General features: G+C 54.2%; 5 protein-coding genes. 1 reads left to right on the top strand and 4 read right to left on the bottom strand.

From position 1 onward, the window contains the following. Nucleotides 1-220: 220 nt before the first annotated feature. From ACREAY_RS11205 to ACREAY_RS11195, 3 genes are all read right to left on the bottom strand, one after another. Nucleotides 221-397, bottom strand: coding sequence for a hypothetical protein (locus tag ACREAY_RS11205; protein ID WP_431755856.1), 177 nt, complete (start codon nt 395-397; stop codon nt 221-223). 72 nt (nt 398-469) lie between these two features. Beyond that, nucleotides 470-835 (bottom strand): PH domain-containing protein, encoded by a 366-nt coding sequence (locus ACREAY_RS11200; protein ID WP_431755855.1) that lies wholly within the window; start codon nt 833-835, stop codon nt 470-472. A 293-nt stretch (nt 836-1,128) separates the two neighbouring features. Further along, nucleotides 1,129-1,617, bottom strand: coding sequence for a hypothetical protein (locus ACREAY_RS11195; RefSeq protein ID WP_431755854.1), 489 nt, complete (start codon nt 1,615-1,617; stop codon nt 1,129-1,131). Between the two features lie 76 nt (nt 1,618-1,693). Between ACREAY_RS11195 and ACREAY_RS11190 the strand changes: the two genes are divergently transcribed. Continuing rightward, nucleotides 1,694-2,191, top strand: a complete 498-nt coding sequence (locus tag ACREAY_RS11190) for a CopD family protein (protein ID WP_431755853.1) — start codon at nt 1,694-1,696, stop codon at nt 2,189-2,191. Here ACREAY_RS11190 and ACREAY_RS11185 read toward each other — a convergent pair. Further along, nucleotides 2,188-2,635: RNA 3'-terminal phosphate cyclase (locus ACREAY_RS11185; RefSeq protein ID WP_431755852.1), on the bottom strand; the 448-nt coding region annotated here is incomplete at its 5' end. The two genes, ACREAY_RS11190 and ACREAY_RS11185, sit on opposite strands and share 4 nt — an antisense overlap.

Below are 2,635 nucleotides of genomic sequence, written 5' to 3'. Positions count from 1 at the left end.
GAGCAGCTGTACGAGCTTTTGGCCTCTCTTGACGTCAATGTTGAAAAATTCTTGGAGAGGAGCCCATCCATCGATGTCTTGAGGGGAAAGTATCGCAAGATGCTGAGCCGCCAGCTCAGAGATTTTAGATTTGGCGATGCGTGCATGGATCCAACCTGGCAAGGGTTGAAATGATCAAGTAGACGATATAGTACGGCGCCGCTGGATCCTGAATGGCAGTTCAAAAATGCCTGTCAGGGCTTTCGCCGGAACCCAGCTTTTCGCGATACATGCGGCACAGCATGATGATCTCCGCGTACAGCAGCCTTTTTTCGCTCAAAACAGCTGCCGTGGCCATTTTTGCGCACAGGTGGCTTTCGAGCAATAGAGTTGTATCCAGGTCGACTGCGTTATTCATACCTGCATCGTGTCAGAGTCAGGATAATAGCAGCATGTCAGTGGAAAAGTTACAACGCCGTTGCCGGAATGGCTAGCGCGGATAGCTTCTTGATTGCTCTATTTTTTCTCGTATTACCTTGAATGCCGCCTCGGCGTCGTCGTTGGGAATGTCTTCGACCAGCAGGTCGTTGCTGTCCATCCGCAGGTTCAGTTTTATCGTTGAACGCAAGGGGCCCTTGTCTATCGAAACGTTGACGATGTCGCCATAGCTGTAATCGGTGTAACTTTTCTTTATGGTGAGCATCGAAGGCCTCCGGAGGATGATCCGCCTCTCGGTAATGGCTATCGATTCCAGATCTATGGCAGGGTGATACTTTTTCTGCTTCATGTAAAGCAGGACCTTTTCGTCAGGATCCAAAAGTTTCAAGAGGTCCGATGGAACGTCATCCTTGTCCACGACATGTAAAGGACTTGCAAAGGATAAAAGAATTCAGTTCAAAATACAGGCAAATACGAACAGGTGGCTGCCATCCTATCAGGCGCCTTTACAGGCAGCGGATGACGTCAGACGCGTCGATCTTTACGTTGGCATATTTGCCCTGCTCATCTTCTATTATCCGGGGTACCTTCCCCTCCCGATGTGAACAATGTTTGCCTTTACCTGCGTCCCGTTTATCTCGACAAGGCACCATACAGCAGCTGCGTTGCTCATGGTAGCTTTTCACCGGAAGACATAATTTAATTATTGTTCTAGATCTCGTTTTCAAACGGCTTCTCGACCAGCGTAAGCGTCGACTCGATCTGGGCAATGCCCTTGGCGCGCCACTTTATCGTTTCAGGGTTGTCGCTTATCTTTTTCAAAAGGCCGGCGTCCTCTACTTTAACAGTAAACGTCTCCGAGACGGTGACAGAGTCTTTCCCAAATATCGCCGGCCTGCCGTTCACCGGTATGTCGTCGTACGATATCGTGTGGGGGCCAAGCGACGTGCCGTCCGCAAAGAGCTCAAAGTCAATCCTCGAAGTCGTGGCCGTCTGGTCCGTTGGGTTCTCCAACACAAAGGATGTCCGGAGGTCGGCACCTTCGTCTTCTACGGACATGAGTGCCACCCTGTCCAGCCGCACGGTCACCAAGTCGAGGTCGGGTGACGTCAGGGCAAATATCAGCGGCAAAAGGATTATCGTCAACGCGACTGCAGCGATAGTCCCGATAAGGACGGCTCTGCGCGGGCCTATGAACACGCGGATAGCTTTGCCGGGTGCGCATTAAAACGTTTCTGGCGCATCAATAATATAGTGTCAGAGCGCTATCGAGTCGATGGCTGTTGCTGACGGCCTCGTCACCTGGATTCACCTTATCTGCTCTTCCATCTGGGTCGGCGGATCGATTTTCATAGCAGCGGTGGCAGTCCCGGTGCTCAGGTCACACATCAAGTCCCTTGACGAAAGGGTTGGCCTCATGGTCAAGGTAGGCAGGCAGTTCAACAAGGTGACGGTCCCCGCGTTTGCAATACTGGTGGCGTCCGGCATCTATAACGCGCGGGCGTTCGCTTCCGACCCCGGCGCCCTAGCTGGCTCGACCTATGGCGTGCTCCTCCTGATAAAAATAATCCTGGTGATCGCGACGATTGGCACATACGTCGTGCACGTAAAGACGCTCAACGCAGAGATGGAGCGCAAGATACTGGCAGGCAACGCGGGCAGCGCGTACGTCCAGTCGGTGCGCTCTAAAATAATCCACCTCGGCAGGATGATGGTCGGCCTGTCGATTGCGATACTGCTGCTGGCGGCGCTGCTTGACAGCGGCGGGCTCTAGGCTTTTATCGCCACCACGTGGTCGCTGGCAGATGTCTGCCTTATCTCGTATTTGCAGCCGGCAAGATGGCTTGCTACTTGCAGGTTTGTGCGCAGGTGCTCTGTCACCTTTGCCACGCGATAGCGCGACACGCCCCTGCTCAGGCTGAGCGGGAGCACCATCATGTCTGCAAGGAACGGGTCCACTGCGGCGCCTGCAAGGGCGCTTTGCAAAAACCGCTCGGCGGCCTCCTGGCCCACCTGCTCGGCGCGCTTGCCAATCTCGCCGATAGAGTCTCCGCCTATGAAGGGCCCCCCGAGGTCAGACACAGAGTAGATGAGGATGGACGTGCCGGGCGACAGTGCGGTTTCAAACGACGCAGAATAGTTGCTGGAGCGCACCCCCGCCTTTTCAAGCGCCAGTAGCGCGGATGATATCTGCCTCTCGGCGACGTGCTTTGGCAAT

The sequence above is a fragment of the Nitrososphaera sp. genome (assembly GCF_050748925.1).
Lineage (GTDB): Archaea > Thermoproteota > Nitrososphaeria > Nitrososphaerales > Nitrososphaeraceae > Nitrososphaera.
The sequence above is the reverse complement of the archived record's forward strand: the minus strand, read 5'-3'. Positions and strand labels throughout refer to the sequence as shown.